The sequence below is a fragment of the Streptomyces sp. NPDC012888 genome (assembly GCF_042900645.1).
Taxonomy (GTDB): domain Bacteria; phylum Actinomycetota; class Actinomycetes; order Streptomycetales; family Streptomycetaceae; genus Streptomyces.
On record NZ_JBIBBM010000006.1, the window covers coordinates 311856 to 335816 of the forward strand.

Here is a 23961-nt window from a genome sequence, read left to right on the forward strand (position 1 = left end):
GGGTTGTTAACCCTGCGTTGTGCGCTCGTTGGGCCGATCACCGGAATTCCGGCATAGCTTCTGGCCCGTGCCAGCAATCACACGGGTCGCCGTGCTCGCCGATTCCGATACGCGATGGAAATGGGGCGCACTCACCGCGCACCGCATCGCTCCCGAATGCGCGGAGGACGGCGGCACCCTCACCGGATTCCTGCTGCGCGGCCGGGCCACGCCCACCCCCCGCCAGCTCGGCGAGGTCGGCGTGTCCGCGGACCGGCTGACCGAGGTCACCTGCGCGGAGTTCCTCGCCGAACTGCGCCGTGAACACTACGACCTCGTCGTGCTCGCGCTCGTCGGCGGCGCCGTCCAGGCGGTCCTGCACGGCGCCCGCGCCCTGTGGCCCTCCCCGGCCGCCCGCCCGGTCCTCGTCACCGGCTACGTCGGCGTGGTCTACGAGAAGCTCGCCGACGGCCTGCTGCTGCGCCACGGCGCCGACGTGGTCCTCGCCAACTCCCGCCACGACGCGACCCGCTTCCGCGCCGTCTACGAGGGAGTCGGGGCCGACGCCTCCGCCGTCACCGAGACCGCCCTGCCCTTCCTCGGCGGAGCCCCGTACGAGCAGGTCACCGACCGCGCCCGCACCGTGGTCCTGGCCGTCCAGCCGTCCGTCCCGGAAAGCCCCGCGGACCGCCTCTACCTCCTCGGCCGGGCCGCCCGGCACGCCCGCCTGCACCCCGACCGCGAGGTCCTGGTGAAGCTCCGCAGCAAGCCCGGCGAGCACACCACCCACCTCGAAGAGCACCCCTACCAGCGGCTCGCCGGCAAGCTCCCCGACGGGCTGCCGCCCAACTGCCGCCTGGTCTACGGCAACATGGGCGAGGTCCTGGACCGCACCGACCTGCTGGTCACCGTGTCGTCCACGGCCGCGCTGGAGTCCCTCCACCGGGGCATCCCCACCGCCGTCCTCACCGACCTCGGGATCCGCGAGGCCCTCGGCAACCACCACTTCCTCGGCTCCGGCTGCCTCGCCTCCTGGGACCAGCTCGACGCCGGGCTCCTCCCGGCCGGCGACCCCGCCTGGCTCGCCGCCCAGGGTGTCCGCTCCGACGCCCCGTACGAAGCGGCCCGCGCCCGGACCGCCGAGCTGGCCGCCCGCGCCGAACTCCCGCCCCCCGCCCCGTACTACACGGCCCAGACCGCCCCCGGCTACCTGCCCGGGATCCTCGCCCGCCACCACCTGGCCCCCGACGGCACCCCGCTGCCCGGCGCCGCCGCACCCCACGCCGAACGGTCCCGGCTGCGCCGCTACCTCCGCTCCCGGCTGCGCGAAGCGGCCAGGGGGGCCTACCGCCACGGGGTCCAGCGGGTGGCCCCGGTGATCCGCCGCATGGGAGAGCTGTGACCACCACCAGCACCACCAGGACCACCGGCACCGGCCCCGGCACCGCCTCCGTCCCCGGCCCCGGTACCGCCTCCCGGCCCGGCCCCGGCCCCGGCCCCGGCACCCGCGCACCGCGCCGCGTACTCGCGGTCGTCCCGGCCCGCGGCGGCTCCAAGGGCGTCCCCGGCAAGAACCTCGCCGAGGTCGCCGGCGTCCCCCTCGTGGTCCGCGCGGTGCGCGCCTGCCTGGCCGCCCCCACCGTCACCGACGTCCTCGTCTCCACCGACTCCGAGGCCGTCCTGGACGCCGCCCGTGCCGCGGGCGCCCAGGTGGTCCGCCGCCCCGCCGCCCTCTCCGGGGACACCGCGACCAGCGAGTCCGCCCTGCTGCACGCCCTCGACTCCTTCGAGGAGCTCCACTCCACCCAGGTCGACACCGTCCTCCTGGTCCAGTGCACCAGCCCCTTCCTCACCGCCTCCGACGTCGAGTCGGTCGCCGCCGCCGTCGCCGGCGGCGCGGCCGACTCGGCCCTCACCGTGGCCCCCTTCCACGGCTTCCTCTGGCGGCACACCCCGGACGAAGGGGGCGCCGGCGTCAACCACGACAAGGCCACCCGCCCCCGCCGCCAGGACCGCCCCCAGGACCTCCTGGAGACCGGCGCCGCCTACGCGATGGACGCCGCCGGCTTCCGCCGCGCCCGGCACCGGTTCTTCGGCCGCACCCTCCCCGTCGTCACCGACCCGTCCCGGGTCCTGGAGATCGACGACCCCCACGACCTGGCCCGCGCCCGCGCACTGGCCCCCCTGCTTGACCCGAGCCCCGAACAGCACGCCCCCGTACCGACCGAAGGACACCACCTGCCATGACCGCGACCCAGAACGCCCGGCTCCGCCCCCTCGGACCGCGCCTCGCCGGCCCCGGCCGCCCCGTCTACGTCGTCGGTGAGATCGGCATCAACCACAACGGCGACCTGGCCAACGCCATCGCCCTGATCGACGCCGCCGCCGAGGCCGGCTGCGACGCCGTCAAGTTCCAGAAGCGCACCCCCGAGATCTGCACCCCGCGCGACCAGTGGGACATCGAGCGCGACACCCCCTGGGGCCGCATGACCTACATCGACTACCGGCACCGGGTCGAGTTCGGCGAGGACGAGTACCGCGCCATCGACGAGCACTGCCAGGCCCGCGGCATCGACTGGTTCGCCTCCCCGTGGGACGTCGAGTCCGTCGCCTTCCTGGAGAAGTTCGACGTCCCCTGCCACAAGGTCGCCTCCGCCTCCCTGACCGACGACGAGCTGCTGCGCGCCCTTCGCGCCACCGGCCGCACCGTGATCCTCTCCACTGGCATGTCCACCCCGGCCCAGATCCGGCACGCCGTCGAGGTGCTCGGCAGCTCCAACATCCTGCTCTGCCACGCCACCTCGACCTACCCGGCGAAGGCCGAGGAGCTCAACCTGCGAGTCATCAACACCCTGCAGGAGGAGTACCCGAACGTGCCGATCGGCTACTCCGGCCACGAGACCGGCCTCCAGACCACCCTCGCCGCGGTCGCCCTCGGCGCGACCTTCGTCGAGCGCCACATCACCCTGGACCGCGCCATGTGGGGCTCCGACCAGGCCGCCTCCGTCGAGCCCGGCGGCCTCGCCCGCCTGGTCCGCGACATCCGCACGATCGAGACCGCCCTCGGTGACGGCGTCAAGCGCGTCTACGAGTCCGAGCTCGGCCCCATGCGCAAGCTCCGCCGCGTCCAGGGTGACCTCGCCGCGGTCTGACCCCCGGCCCGCTGCACGGGGCTCCCGCTCCCACCCCGCCCCTCCCCGGACTCCGCCCGGCCCGGGCCCGCATTCCAAGCCCGCGCGGCGTTCGGGCGCACGGGCGCGGAGCGCCCGCGGGGTCCGGGGCGGAGCCCCCGCCACGGGAAGGGGCGGGGTGGGGGAGGAGGCCCGGCGCAGCGACTCCGCACCCCCGAAGAGGAGCCGTCGTGAACCCTGCCACCACCACCCTCGCCCTGGTCGAAAGCCCCGTCCAGCTCCTCAACGTCCTGGAGTGGGCCCACGCCGAATCCACCGCCCCGGTCCTGGACGCCGTCCCCGGCCAGCCGCCACGCCGGACCCCGGACCCCGCGCCCCCGGCGGCCCCCGCGGAGCCGCTCCGCATCGTCGTGCTCCCGCCCACCGACCCCATGTCCCGCGGCCAGCTCCGCCGCGTCGCCACCCTGGCCCGCGACGAGGGCCACCGCGTCCAGTGGCAGGAGGCCCGCGGCGCCTCCGCCGCCCCCCTGAAGGCCCTCGGCGCCCTCGCCGGCAGCGTCCGCCGCGCCGAGCGGATCGTCATCGGCGACCCGTTCTCCCGGTTCGTGCAGCTGCTCCTCGCGCCCGCCCGCGCCAAGGACCTCGTCGTCGTCGACGACGGCACCGCCACCATGGAGTTCATGGCCCAGCTCGGCCGCGGCGAACGCCTGCGCCGCTGGCACCGCACCGGCGGCGGCACCCTCGCCCGCGCCAAGGAACTGGCGTACGCGCCGGTGTCCCGGCGGGCCCGGCGCCTCCTCACCCCCGTGCCCGGCCGGAGCCGCCGCGTCGAGGTGTTCAGCTCCATGCCCGTCACCCCGCTGCCCGGCATGGAACTGCGGGTCAACGACTTCGCCTGGACCCGCGCCCGGTTCGGCCCGCCCCGCCTCACCAAGGGCACGGACCTCGTCGGCACCTCCCTCGTGGAGACCGGCGTCGTCGACCGCGACCGCTACCTCCAGGCCGTCCGCACCCTCACCCGTACGCACGGGGCCACCCGCTACTTCGCCCACCGCCGCGAGTCCTCCGAGAAGCTGCGGGCCCTCGCCGAGGCGACCGGGCTGGAGATCGTCCGCCCCGACCTGCCGCTGGAGCTGATCGCCCGCCGCGGCCCGGTCGGCCGGACCGTCGTCAGCTTTCCGTCCACGGTCGTCCACACCCTGCCGTACGCCCTCTCCGGCACCGGGGTGACCGTCGCCGTGTGCGACATCGACCCGGACTGGCTCACCGGGACGGCCTCGCCGCGCGCCCGCGGGTTCCTCGCCGGGGTCACCGACACCGCCCGGGACGTGCGCAGACTGCCGGCCGGAACGGCCCCCGCCACCGGATGAGCGGCGGAGTTTACCCCTAGGCAAAGGCACCCATGCGCCCGGAGGACGGTTTTTTCTCCCCGAACGGGTAGAACTTTTGCTGATCTCCGCCCAGTTGGCGGCGGGGTACGCCTACCCTTCAACAGGTGAACCAGTTGATGTCCCGCGAGTCCCAGACCGCCCTGCCCGGAAAGCCCGCTCAGCCCGCGCTGCCCGGCAAGCTCCCGGAGAACCTGCGTCTCGAACTGATCGCGTTCCGCCGGGACTTGCACATGCACCCCGAGCTCGGGCACCAGGAGTACCGGACCACCGCCGCCATCAAGGAACGGCTGGAGAAAGCCGGGCTGCGACCACGGGTACTGGACTCCGGCACGGGACTCATCTGTGACGTGGGCCGCTGGGACGGGCGGCGCCCCATGCTGGCCCTGCGCGCGGACATCGACGCCCTCCCCATCCCCGACGCCAAGACGCACGTCTCCTACCGCTCCACCGTGCCCGACCGCGCCCACGCCTGCGGCCACGACGTGCACACCGCCGTGGTGCTCGGCGCCGGCCTGGTCCTCGCCGAACTGGACCGCCAGGGCCGGCTGCCCCGCCCGGTGCGGCTGCTGTTCCAGCCCGCCGAGGAGGTGCTGCCGGGGGGCGCCACCGAGGCCATCGACTCCGGCGTCCTGGACGGCGTCGGCAAGATCATCGCCGTCCACTGCGACCCGCGCGTCGACGCCGGCCGGATCGGACTGCGGCCCGGCCCGATCACCTCGGCCTGCGACCGGCTGGAAGTCGCCCTCACCGGCGCCGGCGGGCACACCGCCCGCCCCCACCTCACCACCGACCTCGTCACCGCCGCGGCCCGGGTGGCCGTCGACGTCCCGGCGGTGCTCTCCCGCCGCATGGACGCCCGCTCCGGGATGTCCGTCACCTGGGGCCGGATCGAATCCGGCCACGCCTGCAACGTGATCCCCATGCACGCCGAGCTCTCCGGGACGGTCCGCTGCCTCGACATCAACGCCTGGCACGAGGCGCCCGACCAGATCCTCGCGGCGATCGACGAGGTCGCGACCATGCACGGGGCGAAGTTCGAGGTCAACCACGTGCGCGGGGTCCCGCCCGTGGTCAACGACCCGGTGGTCACCGAACTCCTCCGCGAGGCCATGGCCGCCCGGCGCGGCGCCGAGTCGGTCGAGGACACCGAGCAGAGCCTCGGCGGCGAGGACTTCTCCTGGTACCTGGAGCACGTGCCCGGCGCCATGGCCCGCCTCGGCGTCCGCACCCCCGGCGACACCGCCAAGCGCGACCTGCACCGCGGCGACTTCGACGTCGACGAATCCGCGATCGCCGTCGGCGTCGAGTTCTTCACCGCCGCCGCCCTGATCGACGGAGCACGAAACGGCCCTATGGGCTAGATCGCATTACACCATCGGCGCGTCTTCCGTCGGACCCGTCCGGCCCTTGGTACACAAGGGTCGGGCGGGACCGGAGTTACCAATCGGTCACTGTCCGGTTCGCGACGATCCGATAACGACTCATGAACGGGCCTTTAACTGACATCTACGCGCGTTACGATCGCCGCGAAACCAGCGCCGGTCAGTGGCGCTTCGGTCAGGTTTTGAAGGAGCCTCCCCTTGCGCCGGATCACCAGGATCGCCACCGTGGGCGTCGCGTCCGCGGCACTCGCCCTCTCCGTCACCGCGTGTGGCGGCAAGCAGTCCGGAGACGCGACCTCGGACTCGTCCGAGAAGTCCGCTGCCATCGCGTACGACATCGGCGGCCGTGGCGACCAGTCGTTCAACGACGCCGCCTACGCCGGTCTCCAGATGGCCGAAAAGGACCTGAAGATCACCGGCAAGGAGGCCGAGCCGACCGAGGGTGAGTCCGAGGCCGACAAGGTCCAGCGCCTCACCGAGCTCGCCCGCAACGGCTCGAACCCGGTCATCGGCGTCGGCTTCGCCTACGCCCCGGCCATCAAGAAGGTCGCGCCGAAGTTCCCGAAGACCACCTTCGGTCTCATCGACGACACCTCGGCCACCGGCCCGAACATCGCCAACCTGGTCTTCAACGAGGAGCAGGGCTCCTACCTGGCCGGCGTCGCCGCCGCCAAGGCCTCCAAGACCGGCACGGTCGGCTTCATCGGCGGTGTCGAGGTTCCGCTGATCAAGAAGTTCGAGGCGGGCTTCGCCCAGGGCGTCAAGGACACCAACCCCAACGCCAAGGTGCTCACCCAGTACCTGACCCAGCCGCCGAACTTCGACGGTTTCGCCAAGCCCGACCTGGGCAAGGCCGCCGCGCAGGGCCAGCTCGACAAGGGCGCCGACGTGATCTACGCCGCCGCCGGTCTGGCCGGCTCCGGCGCCATCGAGGCCGCCGCCACCAAGGGTGCCTGGGCCATCGGCGTCGACTCCGACCAGTACAACCAGGCCGGCCTGGCCAAGTACAAGGACAAGATCCTGACCTCGGTCACCAAGGACGTCTCCGACTCGGTCTTCAACCTGATCAAGTCGGTCCAGGACGGCAAGCCGCAGAACGGTGAGATCCGCTACGGCCTGGACAAGGACGGCGTCGGCCTGGCCGACTCCAACCCCGAGTACAAGAAGATGACCGACCTGCTCGCCGCCGTGGAGAAGGCGAAGAAGGAGATCATCGCCGGCACCATCCAGGTCAAGACCGCTCCGTAAGGACTGGTCCAGCCGGGGTCCGGAGAGGCTGCCCTGCGCAGCGCTCCGGGCCCCGGACCGGTTTCGCGTGCCAACTTTTCACTTCTGACAGTGCTACGCGCGTAGAGAACTCGCGGACGCGATAGCGTCACCCACCGCCCTGTCCCCTGCCTTCGACTCCTTCCGGCCAAGGAGAGTGCGTCATCAACGCGTCCAGCCCGCCCCCCGCCGTAGAACTGCACGGCATCACCAAGCGCTTCCCCGGCGTCGTCGCCAACAAGGACATCGCGATCACCGTTCGCAAGGGCACCGTTCATGCCCTGATCGGTGAGAACGGTGCCGGCAAGTCGACCCTGATGAAGATCCTCTACGGCATGCAGAAGCCGGACGAGGGCACCATCGCCATCGACGGGGAGCAGGTCTCCTTCAACAGCCCCGGCGAGGCCATCGCCCGCGGCATCGGCATGGTGCACCAGCACTTCATGCTCGCCGACAACCTCACCGTCCTGGAGAACGTGGTCCTCGGCGGCGAGAAGCTGCACGGCATCGGTGCCAAGGCGCGCAAGAAGATCCTGGAGATCTCGGACGCCTACGGCCTCGGGGTGCGCCCGGACGCCCTGGTCGAGGACCTCGGCGTCGCCGACCGGCAGCGCGTGGAGATCCTCAAGGTCCTCTACCGCGGTGCGCGGATCCTGATCCTCGACGAGCCGACCGCCGTGCTCGTCCCGCAGGAGGTCGACGCGCTGTTCGACAACCTCCGCGAGCTCAAGGCCGAGGGTCTGACCGTCATCTTCATCTCGCACAAGCTGGGCGAGATCCTGAAGGTCGCCGACGACATCACCGTCATCCGCCGCGGCACCACGGTCGGCACCGCCGACCCGAAGACGGCCACCACCAAGCAGCTCGCCGAGCTGATGGTCGGCGCCGAGCTGCCGTCGCCGGAGACCCGCGAGTCCACGGTCACCACCACCCCGATGCTCCAGGTCCAGGGCCTGACCATGGCCGAGGCCGGGTCGGTCCGCACCGAGCCGCAGACCCTCGCCGCCCCCGAGGGCGCGACCGACGACACCTACGTCCACGAGCACGTGCCGGTCGGCCGCCTGCTGCTCGACGACATCAGCTTCACCATCCACAAGGGTGAGGTCCTGGGCATCGCCGGTGTCGAGGGCAACGGCCAGACCGAGCTGATCGAGGCCCTGATGGGCATGAACACCCCGGACGCCGGCGTGATCATGCTCGACGGCACGGACATCACCAAGGCCCCGGTCCGCAAGCGCCGCGTCGACGGCATCGGCTACATCCCCGAGGACCGGCACCGGCACGGCCTGCTGCTGGAGTCCCCGCTGTGGGAGAACCGGATCCTCGGTCACGTCACCGAGGCCCCCAACTCCAAGCGCGGCATCCTCGACCCGAAGGCCGCCCGCAAGGACACCGAGCGGATCGTCCGCGAGTACGACGTGCGCACGCCCGGCATCGAGGTCACCGCGGCCTCCCTGTCCGGCGGCAACCAGCAGAAGCTGATCGTCGGCCGCGAGATGAGCCACAACCCGAAGTTCCTGATCGCCGCCCACCCCACCCGTGGTGTGGACGTCGGCGCGCAGGCGCAGATCTGGGACGCCATCCGCGAGGCCCGCCGCGATGGCCTGGCCGTGCTGCTGATCTCCGCGGACCTGGACGAGCTGATCGGCCTGTCCGACACCCTGCGCGTGATCTACCGCGGCCGCCTGGTCGCGGACGCCGACCCCGCGACCATCACTCCGGAGGAGCTGGGCACCGCCATGACCGGCGCGGCCTCCGGACACCTGGAAGCCAACGACAACCACTCCGCCGCTGCCGACGGTGACACGACGGAGGACGAGGCCCGATGAAGAAATTCGACAAGGACCGGCTGATCCTCGGCTTCGCCGGGCCCGCGCTGGCCCTGGTCAGCGCCTTCCTGCTGACCATGGTGGTCCTGGCGGCCACGGGCGTGAGCCCGATCGACCCGCTCCGCATCATGGTGGAGAACGCCGGTTACGAGGACATCCAGGTCCTCATCGTGAACCAGGCCGGCACGTACTACCTGGCGGCGCTGGCGGTGGCCATCGGCTTCCGGATGAACCTCTTCAACATCGGCGTCGACGGCCAGTACCGGCTCGCCGCGATGGTCTCCGCCCTGGTGGGCGCGGCCGTCACACTGCCCGGCCCGCTGCACATCCTGATGATCGTGCTCGTCGCCATGCTGGTCGGCGCGTTCTGGTCCGGCATCGCCGGCCTGCTGAAGGCGAAGCGCGGCGTGAGCGAGGTCGTCTCCACGATCATGCTCAACGCGATCGCCACCAGCCTGATCGCCTGGCTGATCCTGCCGAAGAACTTCGGCGTCCAGCCCCCCGGCTCCAACGACCTCACCACGGGCGACATCGCGGAGTCCGGCTGGTTCCCGGCCGTCGCCATGGGTGACGGCCTGGAGATCTACGGCTTCACGTTCATCGCCTTCGCCCTCGGCATCGTCTACTGGTTCGTCCTGAACCGGACCCGCTTCGGCTTCGACCTGCGCGCCACCGGCGCCAGCGAGTCCGCCGCCCAGGCCTCCGGTGTCGACGCCAAGAAGATGATCATCACCTCGATGCTGATCTCGGGCGCGGTCGCCGGCCTGGCCGGCATGCCGGTGCTGCTCGGCGAGAGCCACACCTACAGCCTGAACTTCCCGGTCGGCGTCGGCTTCACCGGCATCACCATCGCCCTGCTGGGCCGCAACAGCCCGGTCGGCATCTTCTTCGCCGCCCTCCTGATCGCGTTCATCGACAAGACCTCGGCCGGTCTCGACACCGCCGGGTACGCGAAGGAGATCGGGACGATCATGAAGGGCCTGATCGTCATCGCGGTCGTCGTCTCCTACGAACTCGTCCGCCGCTACGGCATCCGCCGGCAGCAGCAGAAGGTCGGCGAGGAGCTGGCCGCCGGCCACGCCATCAAGACCGAGAAGGAGGTCGCGGCGTGAGCACCCGCACCGTCTCCGCGACCGGCGCCGCTCCCGCCGGCGGCCGCCGCAAGCTGACTCTCCCCTGGATCCTGCTGATCATCGCGGGCGGCCTCGCGCTGGTCTCGCTGGTCCGGGTCATCTCCGGAGCCGACGACCTCACCTCGGTCGGCCAGGTGTCCGGCGCGCTCCAGCTCGCCGTCCCGATCGGCCTGGCCGGTCTCGGCGGCCTCTGGGCCGAGCGCGCGGGCGTGGTCAACATCGGCCTCGAAGGCATGATGATCCTCGGCACCTGGTTCGGTGCCTGGGCCGGCTACCAGTGGGGTCCGTGGACCGGTGTCCTCATGGGCATCGCCGGCGGCGCCATCGGCGGCCTGCTGCACGCGATCATCACGGTGACCTTCAACGTCAACCACATCGTCTCCGGTGTGGCCGTGAACATCCTGGCGCTGGGCTTCACCCAGTACCTGTCGAACTTCACCTTCGACGAGGCCCCGGGCGGCTCCTCCAAGCAGTCCCCGCGCATCGAGCCGATCACCAACATCACGGTGCCCGGGCTGTCCGACTGGATGGCCGACCTCCAGGGCAAGCACTGGTTCTTCGTCTCGGACGTCGCGGGCGTCATCGGCGGCCTGGTCACCAACCTGTCGCTGCTGACCGTCCTCGTCCTGCTGCTGATCCCGGGCACCTGGTGGGTGCTGTGGCGGACCGCCTTCGGCCTGCGGCTGCGCTCGTGCGGTGAGAACCCGATCGCCGCGGAGTCCCTCGGCGTCAACGTCTACAAGTACAAGTACATCGCCGTGGTCGTCTCCGGTGGCCTGGCCGGCCTCGGCGGCGCCTTCCTGGCGATCGTCTCCACGGGCATCTACCAGGAGGGCCAGACCGGCGGCCGCGGCTACATCGGTCTCGCCGCGATGATCTTCGGTAACTGGATGCCGGGCGGCATGGCGCTGGGCGCCGGCCTGTTCGGCTTCACCGACAGCCTCAAGCTGCGCGGCGGTGCCGAGAACGTCCACGCGATGCTGCTGCTGATCGCGATCCTGCTGGTGATGGTCCTGGTCTGGCAGCTGTACAAGAAGAAGTACGTCCAGGCCGCCGTCTCCGGCTTCTTCGCGGCCCTGCTCTTCGTCTGGTACGCGCTGACCGACCAGGTGCCGAGCCAGTTCGTGGACGCGGCGCCGTACGTCACCACCCTGCTGGTGCTGGCCCTGTCCGCGCAGCGGCTGCGGATGCCCAAGGCCGACGGCATGCCCTACCGCAAGGGCCAGGGCAAGTGACGACGCCGGCCGCCTTCGACTGGGAGGCGTTGCGCGAGGCGGCCCGGGACGCCATGTCCCGGGCGTACGCCCCCTACTCGGGCTTCCCGGTCGGCGTCGCCGCCCTTGCCGACGACGGCCGGGTGGTGACCGGCTGCAACGTCGAGAACGCCAGCTACGGCCTGGGCCTGTGCGCCGAGTGCGGGCTGGTCTCGGCCCTCCAGGCCTCGGGCGGCGGCCGGCTCACCCACTTCACCTGCGTCGACGGCAAGGGCGGGCTGCTCGTGCCGTGCGGCCGGTGCAGGCAGCTGCTGTTCGAGTTCGGCGGCCCCGACCTCCAGGTCGACACCCCGGAGGGCGTCCTCCCGCTCTCCGCGATGCTGCCCCAGGCCTTCGGCCCGGACCACCTCCGCTGAAGCGGATTCCGGCCCCCGCATCACCTGCCGATGCGGGGGCCTTTCCCCTCCCTCCCCTCAACGCGCGTAGAGTCGCGCACGAACCGACTTGTCCGGAAGGATGAACAGCCATGGACGTCATCTCCGTCATCCGCACCAAGCGCGACCGCGGCGAGCTGAGCCCCGAGCAGATCGACTGGGTCATCGACGCCTACACCCGCGGCGTCGTCGCGGACGAGCAGATGTCCGCGCTGGCGATGGCCATCCTGCTGAACGGCATGAACCGGGCCGAGATCGCCCGCTGGACCGCCGCGATGATCGCGAGCGGCGAGCGCATGGACTTCTCCTCGCTCTCCCGCCCGACGGCCGACAAGCACTCCACCGGCGGCGTCGGCGACAAGATCACCCTGCCGCTGGCCCCGCTGGTGGCGGCCTGTGGCGCGGCCGTGCCGCAGCTGTCCGGCCGGGGCCTCGGCCACACCGGCGGCACCCTGGACAAGCTGGAGTCCATCCCCGGTTGGCGCGCCCTGCTCTCCAACGAGGAGATGCTGAACGTCCTGGACACCACCGGCGCGGTCATCTGCGCCGCGGGTGACGGCCTGGCCCCCGCCGACAAGAAGCTCTACGCCCTGCGCGACGTCACCGGCACCGTCGAGGCCATCCCGCTGATCGCCTCCTCGATCATGTCGAAGAAGATCGCCGAGGGCACCGGCTCGCTGGTGCTGGACGTGAAGGTCGGCTCCGGCGCCTTCATGAAGAACATCGAGGACGCGCGCGAGCTGGCCCGCACCATGGTCGGCCTGGGCACGGACTCCGGCGTCAAGACCGTCGCGCTCCTCACCGACATGTCGACCCCGCTCGGCCTGACGGCCGGCAACGCCCTCGAAGTACGCGAGTCGGTCGAGGTCCTGGCCGGCGGCGGCCCGGCGGACGTCGTCGAGCTCACCCTGGCCCTGGCCCGCGAGATGCTCGACGCGGCCGGCATCAGGGACGCCGACCCGGCGAAGGCCCTCGCCGACGGCTCCGCGATGGACGTCTGGCGCCGGATGATCGCGGCGCAGGGCGGCGACCCGGACGCCAAGCTCCCGGTCGCGCGCGAGCAGCACGTCGTCACCGCCCCCGCCTCGGGCGTGCTGACCCGCCTGGACGCGTACGGCGTCGGCGTGGCCGCCTGGCGCCTCGGCGCGGGCCGCGCGCGCAAGGAGGACCCGGTGCAGGCGGGCGCGGGCATCGAGCTCCACGCCAAGCCGGGCGACACGGTGACCGCGGGCGCCCCGCTGATGACCCTGCACACGGACACCCCGGAGAAGTTCGACTACGCCCTGGCCGCCCTGGAGGGCACGTACGACGTGGCACCGGCCGGCACGGACTTCACGGCCCCGCAGATCGTCCTGGACCGCATCGCCTGACCCGGACGCTCGTGCGGGTGGACGGGACCGGTGGACACCCACCGGTCCCGTCCGGCGTTCCGTCCCCGGCCGGCGGCCGGCCCACCGATGAGTCCGGGCCCGGGAACCGGTCAACTCCTTCGTGACGATCACGGAGGAGATGCGCCTGCCCGGACCCGCGACGCGGGCCGAAGACGTGCCCGCGCTGTGCGAGGCCCTGGCCGACCGCTACCGGCGGGGCGCGGACGAGGTCGTCTGCGACCTCGGCGCGCTCACCCGGCCCGCCCTGCCCGACCTCGACGTCCTGGTGCGCATGGCGCTGACCGCGCGCCGCTGCCGCGGAGTGCTGCGGTTGACCGGTGCCCCGCCGGCCCTGGCCGCGCTGCTGGAACTGACGGGGCTGGGGGAGGTCCTACGGGAGGCGCTCGGGGAGCCCGAACAGCGGGAACCACCGGTCGGTGTCCAGGAACGCGTTGAGCCCGACGATCCGCCCTTCTGACACCTCCAGCACCTGGAGCGCCCACGGGGTGTGCCCGTCGCCGTCCTCCGCGCGCCGGTACTGGCCGAAGGCGGGCATGCCGTTCGCGGTGGTCGGGACCAGACGGGAGCCCTTGCAGCCGATGCCCTGGTTCAGGTGCCAGGCGGCGATGTCGTCGTGCCCCTTCAGCCACAGGTCGAACGGCGGCATGGACAGGACGGCGTCCTCGTGCAGCAGCGCGGTCAGCGCGGTGATGTCGTACGCCTCGAAGGCCGCCAGGTAGCGCCCGAGCAGCTCGGTCTGGTCCGCGTCCAGCGGGTCGGCGGACTCGGTCCGCCTGACCTGCCGGGCCGCCATCGTGGCCCGGGCCCGCTGGAGCGCGCTGTTGACCGACGCCACCGTGGTGTCCAGCAGCTCCGCGACCTCGTCGGCCTTCCAGGCCAGCACCTCCCGCAGGATCAGCACCGCCCGTTGCTTCGCCGGCAGGTGCTGGAGCGCGGCCACGAACGCCAGCCGCACCGACTCCTTGGCGAGCGCGGCCTCCGCCGGGTCGGCGGTCTCCGGCAGCACCCGCCCGTCCGGCACCGGCTCCAGCCAGGTGACCTCGGCCCGGGTGTTCAGCACCGCCGAGGCCTGCCGGCCCTGGTCGGTCAGGTCCATGGGCCGGGCCCGCTTGTTCCCGGCGCCGAGGAGGTCCAGGCAGACGTTGGTGGCGATCCGGTACAGCCAGGACCGCAGCGAGGACCGGCCCTCGAACCTGTCGTAACCGCGCCAGGCCCGCACGTAGGTGTCCTGGACGGCGTCCTCCGCGTCGAAGGACGAGCCGAGCATCCGGTAGCAGTAGCCGGTGAGCTCGACCCGGTACCGGTCCAGCGCGGCGTCCAGTTCCGGTTGCGTCGTCGCGATGTCGCTCATGTCGCCCGTCCCCCTGGGTCGTTCCCGATACTCCGGAAACTACCCGAGGGGACCGACAACGGCAGCCCGCGGACCGGGAGTCGCGATCACGTGCCGGGCTTGCGCCCGTAGACGAAGACGTCCTCGCCGTTGCGCAGCAGGTTCCAGTACGCCTTGGCGTCGGTCGTCGTCATGTTCACGCACCCACCGGAGCCCGGCGGGTTCCACATGCTCTTGGTGGTGGAGTGGAAGGCGATGCCGCCGTCGAAGAACTGCGAGTACGGCATCGACACGTTGTAGATCGTCGACCAGTGGTCGATGCTGCGGTAGTAGATCTTCTTCAGGCCGGTCCGGGTCTCCGTGCCGTCCTTGCCGGTGCGGACCGCCACCGGGCCGTAGACCAGCTTGGACCCGTCCTGCACCCAGCTCAGCTGGCGGGTCAGGTCGACGCAGGCGATCCGCCCCCGGTCGGTCGGGCACGCCCCCGCCTTGTTCGGGTTCTTGCCCGCGGCCCGCTGCGCGAGCATCGTGTTCATCACCTGCCAGGTCAGCGGCCCGGCGTAGCCCTGGGTGGGCGTGATGCCGTGCTTGGCCTGGAACGCCTTGATGGCGTTGCAGTCCGCCGCGGACTGCCGCCCGTCCACCGGCCGGCCGAGGAACTGCTCCACCTGCCGCTGGTAGGGCCCGGTAGTGAGGTTGCAGGACGCCGCGGACGCCGTGCCCGCGGTCCCCACCACCGCCACCGGTGCGGCCAGGGCGGCCAGCCCCGCCGCCACCGCCATCCGCCTGCCGATCCCGCCGGTCCGTCCGGCTCCCCGCGTCGCGACCATCGCCGCCCTCCCCGCCTCGCTGTGTGCTCGGCGGAAAGACGCCTCCGCGGCCGGTCCGGTTGCGGCCCGGCTTGCGTAAATCACCTCATGCAACCGTCGTACGACATCCCGGCGCGACGACCTAGCCTGCCCGGATGACCACACCGCAGCTCCCGGCACTGCTCGACGCCTTCCCGGCCCTGACCCCCTGCCTGCGAACCGCGACCCTCCTCGGCCCCGCCCCCGGGACCCCGGGCCCGCACGAGAGTTCGGTCGGCGGGCCGCCGCTGTGGCCCGCGGACGAGCCCTGGCCGCACTGCCGGCAACCGCACCTGGTGCACGTGCGGGAGGCGCTGACCGACGCCGAACGGGAGGAGTGGCAGGCCGTCGAACGCCGCCGCGGGCAGCGGCACCGGCCCGGCGACCCGCACGTGCTCACCGCCGGGGAGGCGGCGACCCAGTCGCGGATCATGGACGGCGGCTCCCTGGACCAGGTGGCCTGGGAGCGGGTCCGGCTGGTGCCGCGGACGCCTGCCGGCGACGGGCTGCCGATGGTCCCGGTGCTCCAGCTCCGCGCGGCGGACGCGCCGGCCCTCGACTGGCCGCCCGGTACCGACCTGCTCCAGCTGCTGTGGTGCCCGCAGGACCACGCCGAACCGGAGGGGCAGCCCCGCTACTGGGGCCCCGTGGTGGAGCTGCGGTACCGGGCCGCGGCGGACGTCGGTGAGACGGCCCCGGTGCCGCCCGTACCCGGTGGGGCCAAGGACGTGTACCTGCCCGCGCCCTGCCGGCTCGACCCCGCCGAGGTGCTCGACCTGCCCGAGCAGGACGAGCTGCCGGCCGGGCTGTACGAGCGGATCGAGGAGTGGGCCGAGGAGCGGGACCTGGAGTACGACCGGGTGCTGGGCTGTCTGCCCGGCTGGAAGGCCGGGGGGTGGCCCAGCTGGCACCTCACCGACTTCACGGCCCTCGACTGCCGGTGCGGGGCCCGGATGCGGCTGCTGCTCACCCTCGGCAGCGGCGGGGCCCCGGGGCTGAACGTGGGCCGGTACGGAGAACTCCGGGTGTTCCGCTGTCCCGAGGACCCGCATCACCCGGTGCGCCTGAACGTCCAGTGAGGGGGAGCGGGGAGGGCGGAGCGGCACGCCCCGCCCTCCCCGCTCCCGCCCCGGGCACGGCCTACGCGGCCGCCGTGAGCCGCCGCCCGGCGCGGGCCGCCCGCGAGCCGTACAGCGTGATCGACACGACGCCCAGCACGGCGGCCAGCGCCAGCCCGACCGTCGCCGCCCAGCCGCCGGAGTGCCAGGCCAGCGCGCCCAGCGTGCCGCCCGCGCTGGAGCCCAGGTAGTACGCCGACTGGTACAGCGCGGAGGCCTGGGCCCGGCCCTCCCGCGCGGTGCGGCTCACCGAGGACGAGGCCACCGCGTGGCCGGCGAAGAATCCGGCGGTGATCAGCACCAGGCCCAGCACGATCGCGGCGAGCGACTCCGCGAGCGAGACGAACAGCCCCAGCGCGGTGGTGGTCACCGCGAGGTACAGGGCGCCGCGCCGGCCCAGCCGCGCCACCAGCTGCCCCGCCGCCGCGGAGGCGGCCGTACCCACCAGGTAGATCAGGAAGACCGAACCGATCACGCCCTGGCCCAGCGAGAAGGGTTCCTCCACGAGCCGGTAGCCGATCACGGTGTAGACCGCGCCGAACACCGTCATGAACAGCGCGCCGATCCCGTACAGCCGCAGCAGCAGCGGGTCGCGCAGGTGCCCGGCGACCGTACGGCCCACGGCCCGCGGGTCCAGCGACGCCGGCCGGAAGAACCGGGCCCGGGGCAGCAGCACCAGGAAGACCACGGCGCACGCCAGCGACATCAGGCCCACCGCCACCAGCCCGGCCCGCCAGCCCCAGAGCTGGGCCGCCCAGCCGGTGACCAGCCGGCCGCTCATGCCGCCGACGGAGTTGCCCGCCACGAACAGGCCGATCGCCCCGACCAGCGCCTTCGGCCGGACCTCCTCGGCGAGGTAGGCCATCGCCGAGGCCGGGACGCCGGCGATCGCCGCACCCTGCACGGCGCGCAGCGCCACCAGCCATTCCAGGTTCGGCGCGAACGGCACCAGCAGGCCGACGCCGACGGCCACCGCCAGCGACCAGGTCATCACCCGGGTCCGCCCGAACCGCTCGGACAGCGCGCTCAGCGGCAGTACGGCCAGCGCCAGCGCGCCGGTCGCGGCCGACACCGTCCAGCTGGCCTGACCGGCCGTCACGCCGAGCCCGGCGGACACCGCGGGCAGCAGCGCCTGCGTGGAGTAGAGCAGGGCGAAGGTGGCGAGTCCGGCGGCGAAGAGCGCGAAGCTCATCCGGCGGTAGCCGGGGGCGCCGGGGGAGAGGGGCTGCGGGGACGGCGGAGTGGAGGCGGCCACGGTGGTGGCCGCCCCGGTATGAGCGGGAGGCATACCTCGACGCTAGGCCCCCGTTGTTCATGCGTCCAATGCGTAGAATCGGGGAAATCGATCCACCACAGCATCAGCACAGCTCACGGGGGTGTCTGTCAATGAGTCGTTACGAAGAAGACATCAGCGTGACAAACATGCTGGCCCCGCGCCTGCACTACTTCGTCACCGTGGCCCGGCACGAGCACGTCACCCGCGCCGCCCACGAGCTGGGCATCCCGCAGTCCACCCTGTCCCGGGCCATCGTCCGGCTCGAACAGGACCTGGGCGTCGCCCTGTTCGCCCGCACCGGCCGTACGGTCTCGCTCACCACCGCCGGACGCTCCTTCCTCGCCCCGGCCGAGCGCGCCCTCGCCGAGATCGCCCGCGCAGCCGACTCCCTCGTCGCGGACGCCGATCCGGCCGCCGGGAAGGTCGCGTTCGGCTTCCTCCACACGCTGGGGCCGGAGACCGTCCCGGGCCTGATCCGTGCCTTCCGGGCCGACCACCCCCGCATCCGCTTCTCCCTCGTGCAGAACTACGGCGAGGCCATGCTGGAGCGCCTGCGGGCGGGCGAGCTCGACCTGTGCCTGACCTCGCCGGTGCCGGACGCCCCCGACCTGGTCGCCCGCCGCCTCGACGAGCAGCGGCTGCGGCTGGTCGTGCCCGAGGACCACCGGCTCGCCTCCCGCAAGCGGATCCGCCTGGCCGAGGCCGCCGAGGAAACCTTCGTCACCCTCGAACCCGGCTACGGCCTCCGCCGGATCACCGACGACCTGTGCGCCGAGGCCGGGTTCACCCCGCGCGTCGCCTTCGAGGGCGAGGAGGCCGAGACCCTGCGCGGCCTGGTCGCCGCCGGCCTCGGGGTGGCGCTGCTGCCGCCGCCCGCGGTGCCCAGGCCCGGGGTCGTCGAACTGACCGTCACCGCGCCGCGGGCGGTCCGCGAGATCGGCCTGGCCTGGTTGGAGGGCCACCCCGACACCCCGCCGGTGGCCGAGTTCAAGCGTTTCCTGCTGTCCCGCCGGGGCCGTCTGATCCCCGAGCTGTAGCCGGGTCGGCGCCGGAGGCCGGGCGGGGCGGGGCGGCCAGGGCGGCCAGGTACCCGGCCTGGAAACGGGACTTGGCGCCGACCGCCCGCATGATCTCGGCGATGTGCCGCTGGCAGGTCCGCTCGGACATGCCCAGCCGGCGCGCGATCACCTTGTCCTCCAGTCCCTCCGCGAGCATCCGCACGATCGTCTGCCGCAACTCGTCGGACAGCGAACGGGCCTGGTCCGGACCGGTGCTGACGGGGAACGGCTCCGCCGCCAGCCAGGACCGCTCGAAGGCCTCCGCCATGAAGTCCACGACGTTGGGCTCCCGCACCACCAGGGCCGCGCCACTGACGTCCCGGACGGTCATCAGCCCGGTCCGCCCGTCGAAGATCAGCATCCGCATCAGCCCGTCGCCGAGGGTGCGGACCTGGGCGCCCAGCGCGGTGACCCGCTCCACGTAGGCGGCCGTCGGCCGCGAATAACGGGCCGTGTGCTGGTAGATGGTCCGCATCCGCACCCCCCGCTCCAGCAGCGACTCGTCCCGGCCGATCGCGTCCTCCAGCGCGCCCTGCGGACGGCCCCCGCCGGGCTGCGAGGTGAGCAGCTCCCGCTCGCAGCGGGCGGCGAGTTCGGCGATCAGCCCCCGTACCGCGCCCAGGTCCGTCACCAGCTCCAGCCCGCCGGTCTCCCGCTGGGCGGCCCCCGCCTCGTACTGCGGGACCAGCGCCTCCAGGCGGGCGCGGAGCCGGTCCATCTCGTCGTGGGTCTGCCGCACCCGCAGCGCGAGCGGGGCCAGTGCGCGGGCGGCCGCCGCCCGCGGGGCCACCGCGCACCACCGCTCGTCTTCGCCTGTCCGCTGGAGCAAATGCGCGGCGGCGAGCTCGGTGATGGCGGCCGCGGCGCGGGCGCCGAGCACCGCCGTGGCCTCAGGGGCCGCGAACGAGTGCCGTTCGACGGCGAACGCGTAGAGCCGCCGGGCGGCAGGGCTCAGCTCGCCGGCACCGTTCCCGAGATCCTCGGCACCCATATGGCCATTCGTCCCGCTATCGTCCGCCTTCTAAACCCCTCGTGTTCCCGCAAGGCGGCAACACGGCGCGTGGACGGGCTCCAGCCGCACGCGCCGAACCGGCACAGTGGGGGGGACGGCGTGAGGGGGGAGCGCGGTATGCGACAGCGAACGCCCGTGGCGATCCTGCTGAGCCCGCGGCCCGCCGTGGTCGCCGCCGTCCGCAGGACGGGCGCGCGGACCGTGGTGGTCGCGCCGGGTCCATCGGAGCCATCCGACCGTGAGGGGGCGGTACGGCCGGCCCGGTGGACCCGGCCGGCCCCGGTCCCCGCCGGCCGGCCCGGCGCACCCCCGCTGCGGCCGTACGACCGGGCCCCGGCCCGGAGGCCGGCCGGAGGCGCCCTCCCGGTCCCCGCGGCGGCGCCGGTCCCTGCGGCCGGTCCGTACGGGCCCGCCGCGGACCGGCCCGCCGCGTACGACCTCTCGGGGGCTCCGGCCGGCGCCCGCGTCCCACCCGGCGCCAGCCGCCCGGCGGGGCCCGCCGACCCCGCGGGAAGCCGGGCCCGCCCCGAGGACCCGGCCGGCCGGCTGGACGCCGACTGGCGCGACCACGCGCGGCTGGTCGCCGCCCTGGCCCGGCTCCGCGCCGTACGGGAGGGGCGGGCCGCCGTGTTCGGTTTCGGCGGCCAGGCCGCGGCCCTCGCCGCCGCGCGCGCCAACGAGGCCCTCGGCCTGCCCGGCGCCACGGTCGCGGCGGTCACCGCGCTGACCGACAAGGCCGCCCTGCGGGCCCGCGCCAACACCCTGCACCCCGGCCGGCCCGTTTCCTTCGTCCGCTGCGGGCACGCCCTGCTCCTGCCCTTCCTGGCGGGCCTGATCGGCTACCCCTGCGTGGTCAAGCCCCGCGCAGGAACCGGTGGCGAAGGCGTCCGCGCGCTCCGCGGCCCGGCCGACGCGACGGCCGCCGTCCACGACTACCCCGCCGTCACGGACCTGCTCGTCGAGGAGTTGCTCGAGGGCCCCGAGATCACCGCCCTCACCGTCTCCCGCGCCGGGCGGCACCGCGTCCTCGGCCTGCTCCACCGCCTGCCCGCCCGCGACGGCGCCCGGACCGCCGCGCTCGGCCACCGCGCGCCGGTGCCGCTGCCCCCGGACACGGCCGGAGCCGTACGGGCCCACGTACGGGCGGTCCTGGACCTCGCGGGGCACCGCGACGGCCCCGCCCGCACCGAGCTTGTGCTCACCCGGCACGGCCCGCGCCTGGTGGAGGCCGACCCGCACCCCGGCGGCCCGGAGACCGCCGGCCTGCTGCTGCTGGCGCACGGCGCCGACGTGTACGCCGCGACCGCGGCCGCGGCCCTGGACCTGCCCGAGCCGCCCGGCCGGCCCCGGGCCGGGCACGCGGGCCTGCGCTACGTGGACCTCCCGCCGGGTCACCGGCTCGACGCGCTGCCCGGCGCGCTCGCCTCGGCCCGGGCGACCGTACCGGGCCTGGTCGCCGCCGGGCCGCTGGTACCCACCTCCGGCACCGTCGGCGCCACCCCCACCGGGGACGGCCACCACGCGTACCTGCTGGCCGGCGGCGCCACCGCCGCGTCGGTGCACCGCGTCCTGGAACGTGCCGCGGCCCTGGTCGCGAGCCCGCGGGGCCGCTTCTAGCCGCGCTTGGCGTAGTCCGCGAACCCCGTCCAGTCCAGGACGACGCACTGCTCGTCACCGACGACCCAGGCGTCGTGACCGGGTGCCACCTGCATGAAGTCGCCGGCCCGGCACTCCGACTCCTCGCCGTCGTCCATCACGATCTTCATCCGGCCGCTGACCACGTAGCCGGTGTGCGCGGACTGGCAGCTGTCCGTGCCCGCGATCGGCTTGATGTGCTCCGACCAGCGCCAACCGGGCTCGAACACGGCGCGGCCGACGGCCCCACCGTCCGTCTGCAGCACGTCCAGCCGGCCCATTCCGGCCTCGAACGGACGCGTCTCGTCCGGCGTGTCGAAGTTCTTGAACTGCAGTCCGGCCATACCGACCGCCTCCCAGGGAGATCCCCCGAGCGGGCCCCGAGTCCGTCTTCCACTCTACGTTTCCGCACCCGGCCCGTCAGCCGCGCAGCGACCGGCCGAAACCCGCCGCCAGCGGCATCCGCAGGCCCAGCGGCGGCGGGGCCGCCAGCGCGTCGGTGACCGGGCGGGACCACCGGCCCCCCAGCACCGCGCCGAGAACGAAGTCCACCGTCAGGGCGGCGACTTCGGCCCGGTGTTCGCGTAACCGGTGGCCGTCGGAGTGGACCTCGAAGCGGCAGGTCGAACGATTCGTCTTCTTCGCCCGCGCGGCCAGCCGGAACGACGACTCGGGGTGCGCGCGGCCGTCGTTCGTGCCGTGCACGATCAGCACCTGGCGACCGGCCAGCTGATTCACCGGTTCCGGTGACCCGGACGGCGCCTCCCCGTCCGGCAGGCAAGGGGCGAGCGCGACCACCGAGTTGACCGCCGCGTGCCCGGCGCCCCGCAGCGCCGCCAGGCCGCCCGTCCCGTACCCGGCGAGGCACACCGGTACGTCCCCGTAGCGCCGGACCGCCTCCTCCGCCGCCGCGCCCGGGTCCCCGTCCGCCTCCTGTACCAGGTGGACGGCCAGCCCGTCGGGGCCACCGGCACGGGCCAGCTCCCGGATCACGCGGCGCACCGGACCCGGGGAGAGGAGCACCGGTCCGGACCGGGAGGGGAAGACGAGGACCGCCCCGCTGACCGTCGAGCCCAAGCCGTCCGCTCCGGCCGCCCGCCCCAGGCGGACCCCGCGCGCCGGCGACGCGTCGTGTGTCATGGCGGAACAGTCTCAGACGCCGAGGTGTACGCCACCCGTCCGCACGGTCACCTTTGCGTATCGACGGGTGGCGCCGGGCTGGAGCTCTACGCGCGTAGGAGTAGAGTGCCCGGATGACGAGCGACACCCCCAACCTGCCCACGCCGGACCAGATCCGCCGCTCCCCGAAGGTTCTGCTGCACGACCACCTCGACGGCGGTCTGCGCCCCGGGACCATCCTGGAGCTGGCCGCACAGGTCGGCTACGACAAGCTGCCCGAGTCCGACGCCGACAAGCTCGGCGTCTGGTTCCGCGATGCCGCCGACTCCGGCTCCCTGCCGCGCTACCTGGAGACGTTCGCGCACACCTGCGCCGTCATGCAGACCAAGGAGGCCCTGTTCCGGGTCGCCGCCGAGTGCGCCGAGGACCTCGCCGAGGACGGCGTCGTCTACGCCGAGATCAGGTACGCCCCCGAGCAGCACCTGGAGGCGGGCCTGACCCTGGAGGAGGTCGTCGAGGCGGTCAACGACGGCTTCCGCGAGGGCGAGCGCCGCGCCAAGGCCAACGGCCACCGGATCCGGGTCGGCGCGCTGCTCACCGCGATGCGGCACGCCGCCCGCGCGCTGGAGATCGCCGAGCTGGCCAACCGGTACCGCGACAACGGCGTGGTCGGCTTCGACATCGCCGGCGCCGAGGCCGGGTTCCCCCCCACCCGCCACCTGGACGCGTTCGAGTACCTCAAGCGCGAGAACAACCACTTCACCATCCACGCGGGCGAGGCCTTCGGCCTGCCGTCGATCTGGCAGGCCCTGCAGTGGTGCGGCGCCGACCGCCTCGGCCACGGCGTGAAGATCATCGACGACATCGAGGTCGCCGAGGACGGCAGCGTGACGCTGGGCCGCCTGGCCTCGTACGTCCGCGACAAGCGCATCCCGCTGGAGATGTGCCCCACCTCCAACCTGCAGACCGGCGCGGCCGCCTCCTACGCCGAGCACCCGATCGGCCTGCTCCGCCGGCTGCACTTCCGGCTGACCGTGAACACCGACAACCGGCTGATGAGCGGCACCAGCATGAGCCGCGAATTCGAGCACCTGGTCGACACCTTCGGCTACACGCTCGACGACATGCAGTGGTTCACCGTCAATGCGATGAAGTCCGCGTTCATTCCTTTCGATGAACGACTCGCGATGATCAACGACGTGATCAAGCCGGGTTACGCGGAGCTGAAGTCGGAATGGCTGTTCCGGCAGACCGCCTCCACCAGCGGTTCTGTCTCCGCATAGGGCCGGAGCGCCACACCGGAGGAGCGCCTGGGCGGATCGCCGCCCGGGCGTTCCTCGTATTTACGGATGTTTGCGGGGCGGGGTTTGGACTGGCTAGTTTGCGGAGCCGCTCAATTCCCTGTCGCAAGGACG

Annotated in this window: 21 protein-coding genes and 1 pseudogene; 16 read left to right on the forward strand and 6 right to left on the reverse strand. The window is 73.1% G+C overall.

Going from position 1 to position 23961, the window contains the following annotated elements:
* The first annotated feature begins 91 nt into the window (after positions 1–91).
* From ACFY61_RS13735 to ACFY61_RS13790, 12 genes and pseudogenes are all read left to right on the forward strand, one after another.
* A complete protein-coding gene (locus ACFY61_RS13735) occupies positions 92–1381 on the forward strand; it encodes a DUF6716 putative glycosyltransferase (protein WP_389471297.1) in 1290 nt (429 codons plus the stop codon).
* Positions 1378–2172: pseudogene (locus ACFY61_RS13740) on the forward strand (cytidylyltransferase domain-containing protein); the annotation flags it as partial. The gene ACFY61_RS13735 and the pseudogene ACFY61_RS13740, both read left to right, overlap by 4 nt.
* Before the next feature lie 50 nt (positions 2173–2222).
* Positions 2223–3131, forward strand: coding sequence for an N-acetylneuraminate synthase family protein (locus ACFY61_RS13745; RefSeq protein WP_389471057.1), 909 nt, complete (start codon positions 2223–2225; stop codon positions 3129–3131).
* A 209-nt stretch (positions 3132–3340) separates the two neighbouring features.
* Positions 3341–4480 (forward strand): hypothetical protein, encoded by a 1140-nt coding sequence (locus ACFY61_RS13750; RefSeq protein WP_389471060.1) that lies wholly within the window; start codon positions 3341–3343, stop codon positions 4478–4480.
* A gap of 137 nt (positions 4481–4617) precedes the next feature.
* Positions 4618–5862 (forward strand): amidohydrolase, encoded by a 1245-nt coding sequence (locus ACFY61_RS13755; protein ID WP_389471300.1) that lies wholly within the window; start codon positions 4618–4620, stop codon positions 5860–5862.
* A 219-nt stretch (positions 5863–6081) separates the two neighbouring features.
* Positions 6082–7131: a BMP family protein gene (locus ACFY61_RS13760; RefSeq protein ID WP_389471062.1), complete on the forward strand. Its 1050-nt coding sequence runs from the start codon at positions 6082–6084 to the stop codon at positions 7129–7131.
* Positions 7132–7313: 182 nt separating this feature from the next.
* Positions 7314–8978 carry an ABC transporter ATP-binding protein gene (locus ACFY61_RS13765; RefSeq protein WP_389471302.1) on the forward strand — a complete coding sequence of 555 codons (1665 nt, stop codon included), beginning with the start codon at positions 7314–7316 and terminating at the stop codon, positions 8976–8978.
* Entirely contained in the window at positions 8975–10090 is a 1116-nt protein-coding gene (locus ACFY61_RS13770; RefSeq protein ID WP_389471065.1) for an ABC transporter permease, read from the forward strand. The genes ACFY61_RS13765 and ACFY61_RS13770 overlap by 4 nt, the downstream gene beginning before the upstream one ends.
* Complete coding sequence (locus tag ACFY61_RS13775; protein WP_389471067.1) at positions 10087–11346, forward strand: ABC transporter permease; 1260 nt, start codon at positions 10087–10089, stop codon at positions 11344–11346. Before ACFY61_RS13770 ends, ACFY61_RS13775 begins: the two co-directional genes overlap by 4 nt.
* A complete protein-coding gene (locus tag ACFY61_RS13780) occupies positions 11343–11741 on the forward strand; it encodes a cytidine deaminase (protein ID WP_389471069.1) in 399 nt (132 codons plus the stop codon). Before ACFY61_RS13775 ends, ACFY61_RS13780 begins: the two co-directional genes overlap by 4 nt.
* A gap of 110 nt (positions 11742–11851) precedes the next feature.
* Positions 11852–13129, forward strand: coding sequence for a thymidine phosphorylase (locus tag ACFY61_RS13785; protein WP_389471072.1), 1278 nt, complete (start codon positions 11852–11854; stop codon positions 13127–13129).
* A 121-nt stretch (positions 13130–13250) separates the two neighbouring features.
* The gene (locus tag ACFY61_RS13790) at positions 13251–13607 is read left to right on the forward strand and encodes an STAS domain-containing protein (protein ID WP_389471073.1); all 357 of its coding nucleotides are present in this window, start codon (positions 13251–13253) and stop codon (positions 13605–13607) included.
* Here the strand turns inward: ACFY61_RS13790 and ACFY61_RS13795 are convergent.
* On the reverse strand, positions 13521–14501 hold the full coding sequence (locus ACFY61_RS13795) for a sigma-70 family RNA polymerase sigma factor (protein ID WP_389471075.1): 981 nt from the start codon (positions 14499–14501) through the stop codon (positions 13521–13523). The two genes, ACFY61_RS13790 and ACFY61_RS13795, sit on opposite strands and share 87 nt — an antisense overlap.
* Before the next feature lie 86 nt (positions 14502–14587).
* Positions 14588–15262, reverse strand: coding sequence for a L,D-transpeptidase family protein (locus ACFY61_RS13800; protein ID WP_389471305.1), 675 nt, complete (start codon positions 15260–15262; stop codon positions 14588–14590).
* Between the two features lie 182 nt (positions 15263–15444).
* Here ACFY61_RS13800 and ACFY61_RS13805 point away from each other — a divergent pair, with 182 nt between their 5' ends.
* Positions 15445–16407, forward strand: a complete 963-nt coding sequence (locus ACFY61_RS13805) for a hypothetical protein (protein ID WP_389471078.1) — start codon at positions 15445–15447, stop codon at positions 16405–16407.
* Positions 16408–16468: 61 nt separating this feature from the next.
* On the opposite strand, the gene ACFY61_RS13810 is transcribed toward ACFY61_RS13805, so the two are convergent.
* Complete coding sequence (locus ACFY61_RS13810; RefSeq protein ID WP_389471080.1) at positions 16469–17734, reverse strand: MFS transporter; 1266 nt, start codon at positions 17732–17734, stop codon at positions 16469–16471.
* Between the two features lie 98 nt (positions 17735–17832).
* On the opposite strand from ACFY61_RS13810, the gene ACFY61_RS13815 reads away from it, so the two are divergent.
* Positions 17833–18759, forward strand: a complete 927-nt coding sequence (locus ACFY61_RS13815) for a LysR family transcriptional regulator (protein ID WP_389471082.1) — start codon at positions 17833–17835, stop codon at positions 18757–18759.
* On the opposite strand, the gene ACFY61_RS13820 is transcribed toward ACFY61_RS13815, so the two are convergent.
* Complete coding sequence (locus ACFY61_RS13820) at positions 18710–19771, reverse strand: LuxR C-terminal-related transcriptional regulator (protein ID WP_389471084.1); 1062 nt, start codon at positions 19769–19771, stop codon at positions 18710–18712. The genes ACFY61_RS13815 and ACFY61_RS13820 overlap by 50 nt on opposite strands.
* A 138-nt stretch (positions 19772–19909) precedes the next feature.
* Between ACFY61_RS13820 and ACFY61_RS13825 the strand changes: the two genes are divergently transcribed.
* Complete coding sequence (locus tag ACFY61_RS13825) at positions 19910–21409, forward strand: ATP-grasp domain-containing protein (RefSeq protein WP_389471086.1); 1500 nt, start codon at positions 19910–19912, stop codon at positions 21407–21409.
* Here ACFY61_RS13825 and ACFY61_RS13830 read toward each other — a convergent pair.
* Together ACFY61_RS13830 and ACFY61_RS13835 are read right to left on the reverse strand one after the other, a co-directional pair.
* Entirely contained in the window at positions 21406–21771 is a 366-nt protein-coding gene (locus ACFY61_RS13830; RefSeq protein ID WP_389471089.1) for a cupin domain-containing protein, read from the reverse strand. The genes ACFY61_RS13825 and ACFY61_RS13830 overlap by 4 nt on opposite strands.
* A gap of 76 nt (positions 21772–21847) precedes the next feature.
* A complete protein-coding gene (locus ACFY61_RS13835) occupies positions 21848–22567 on the reverse strand; it encodes a prolyl oligopeptidase family serine peptidase (RefSeq protein WP_389471092.1) in 720 nt (239 codons plus the stop codon).
* A 113-nt stretch (positions 22568–22680) separates the two neighbouring features.
* Here ACFY61_RS13835 and ACFY61_RS13840 point away from each other — a divergent pair, with 113 nt between their 5' ends.
* Positions 22681–23829 (forward strand): adenosine deaminase, encoded by a 1149-nt coding sequence (locus ACFY61_RS13840; protein ID WP_389471094.1) that lies wholly within the window; start codon positions 22681–22683, stop codon positions 23827–23829.
* The last annotated feature ends 132 nt before the right edge of the window (positions 23830–23961 follow it).

What these genes read in the sequence shown, in the direction of transcription:
- ACFY61_RS13755 (WP_389471300.1), top strand. Translation starts at nt 4,618, where the DNA reads ATGTCCCGCGAGTCCCAGACCGCCCTGCCCGGAAAGCCCGCTCAGCCC.
- ACFY61_RS13835 (WP_389471092.1), bottom strand. Translation starts at nt 22,567, where the DNA reads ATGACACACGACGCGTCGCCGGCGCGCGGGGTCCGCCTGGGGCGGGCG.
- ACFY61_RS13800 (WP_389471305.1), bottom strand. Translation starts at nt 15,262, where the DNA reads ATGGCGGTGGCGGCGGGGCTGGCCGCCCTGGCCGCACCGGTGGCGGTG.
- ACFY61_RS13785 (WP_389471072.1), top strand. Translation starts at nt 11,852, where the DNA reads ATGGACGTCATCTCCGTCATCCGCACCAAGCGCGACCGCGGCGAGCTG.
- ACFY61_RS13795 (WP_389471075.1), bottom strand. Translation starts at nt 14,501, where the DNA reads ATGAGCGACATCGCGACGACGCAACCGGAACTGGACGCCGCGCTGGAC.
- ACFY61_RS13820 (WP_389471084.1), bottom strand. Translation starts at nt 19,771, where the DNA reads ATGGGTGCCGAGGATCTCGGGAACGGTGCCGGCGAGCTGAGCCCTGCC.
- ACFY61_RS13815 (WP_389471082.1), top strand. Translation starts at nt 17,833, where the DNA reads ATGAGTCGTTACGAAGAAGACATCAGCGTGACAAACATGCTGGCCCCG.
- ACFY61_RS13745 (WP_389471057.1), top strand. Translation starts at nt 2,223, where the DNA reads ATGACCGCGACCCAGAACGCCCGGCTCCGCCCCCTCGGACCGCGCCTC.
- ACFY61_RS13805 (WP_389471078.1), top strand. Translation starts at nt 15,445, where the DNA reads ATGACCACACCGCAGCTCCCGGCACTGCTCGACGCCTTCCCGGCCCTG.
- ACFY61_RS13840 (WP_389471094.1), top strand. Translation starts at nt 22,681, where the DNA reads ATGACGAGCGACACCCCCAACCTGCCCACGCCGGACCAGATCCGCCGC.
- ACFY61_RS13825 (WP_389471086.1), top strand. Translation starts at nt 19,910, where the DNA reads ATGCGACAGCGAACGCCCGTGGCGATCCTGCTGAGCCCGCGGCCCGCC.
- ACFY61_RS13810 (WP_389471080.1), bottom strand. Translation starts at nt 17,734, where the DNA reads ATGCCTCCCGCTCATACCGGGGCGGCCACCACCGTGGCCGCCTCCACT.
- ACFY61_RS13830 (WP_389471089.1), bottom strand. Translation starts at nt 21,771, where the DNA reads ATGGCCGGACTGCAGTTCAAGAACTTCGACACGCCGGACGAGACGCGT.
- ACFY61_RS13770 (WP_389471065.1), top strand. Translation starts at nt 8,975, where the DNA reads ATGAAGAAATTCGACAAGGACCGGCTGATCCTCGGCTTCGCCGGGCCC.